Source organism: Actinomyces sp. oral taxon 448 str. F0400, from assembly GCF_000220835.1.
GTDB lineage: Bacteria > Actinomycetota > Actinomycetes > Actinomycetales > Actinomycetaceae > Actinomyces.
Window position 1 is genome coordinate 1 of the sequence record NZ_GL985610.1, and the last position, 1,270, is coordinate 1,270.

General features: G+C 65.7%; 1 protein-coding gene. It reads left to right on the top strand.

From position 1 onward, the window contains the following. Nucleotides 1–293 precede the first annotated feature (293 nt). Nucleotides 294–1,270 (top strand): OmpA family protein (locus tag HMPREF9062_RS11935; protein WP_253270773.1); only part of this gene is annotated, 977 nt, incomplete at its 3' end.

The following is a 1,270-nucleotide window of genomic DNA, read 5'->3' on the forward strand; positions in this document are numbered from 1 at the left end:
CTGCGGGCACAGTGCGGGAAACAGCGCAGAAGGAGGAAATCGTTCAGGGCGGTGCGATCAGCCTGGACGCGGGTGAGTCTGATACGGTGTATGTGCCGTTCGGTCCGGTTGATGATACGGATCGGGTGACGGTGTTCGTGCCCATGACCGGGTTCGTTCCGGTGGCGGTGATCGATCGGGAGGGTGCGTCTGAGGCCGGGGTTGATCTGGCGGCGATGGATGAGGCTATCGGTCGTCTTAGCCTCGATGCTGGTAGAGCGGATCCGGTGCCCGTTGAGTCGTTCACTCGGGCTGTGGACGAGTCGACCAGCACCCTGACCGGGAACAAGGACGTGACTGTGACCCTGGCCTCGGATGTCACCTTCGATCCGGATTCTGATGCTTTGACTGATCAGGCTGATGGTCAGCTGTCCGCAATCGCGGACCGGTTGGCCGAGTATCCCGGTGGCGGGGGGCTCGATATCGTCGGTCATACCGATGATATTGCTGATGAGGCGTATAACCAGGACTTGTCCGAGCGTCGTGCTCGGGCTATCCAGACCCGGTTGGGGCAGGTGGCTGATCTGTCGGCCTGGACGGTGACCGCGTCCGGCAGAGGAGAGAGCGAACCAGCCGTCGAGGGCACCAGTGAGGAAGCCAGAGCCGCTAACAGACGCGTCGTAGTCACGATGACCCCCACCGCCGGCACCAGCAGTGCCGGCCCCGCCGCCGGCCCCGCCGCTGGTAGCAGTGCGGGATCATCGGCGCGGTGGCCCGACCCGCTCGGACCGGTCGGTGACGGTCCCGACGGCGTGACCGTCACCGACCCCGACGAACACGGCGGACAAGTGAGCGTGACTCTTGAGCGCCTCACCCGCACCGGCGGTCTCCTCCTCGGCTGCCTGAGCGTGACCACCGGCCCCGGCGGCACCGGCAACACCTCAACCCTGCGCGCCTGGCTGCGCGACTACGCTGTGGTCATGTCCAACTCGCGTCAGGAGGAGGGGACCGCTGACGCGTCATACGCCTCCTCCGACGGTCTGACCCTCCTGACCGGCGACCAGCGTCTCTTCCCCGCCGACTATGTCCCCCCCAGCGCCACGACCCACACCCCTTTGACCGAGAGCAAGCTCTCCGTCGATGGCCCTCTCAACGAAGGCGCCACCACCACCATCTGCGTCGTCTGGCCCGACACCGGACAGGACACCGCCACCCTCGACCACCAGGGCGCCAAACTCTTCGAAGACGCCTACGCCTTCCGCCTCACCAACATCCCCATCACCCAAGAATG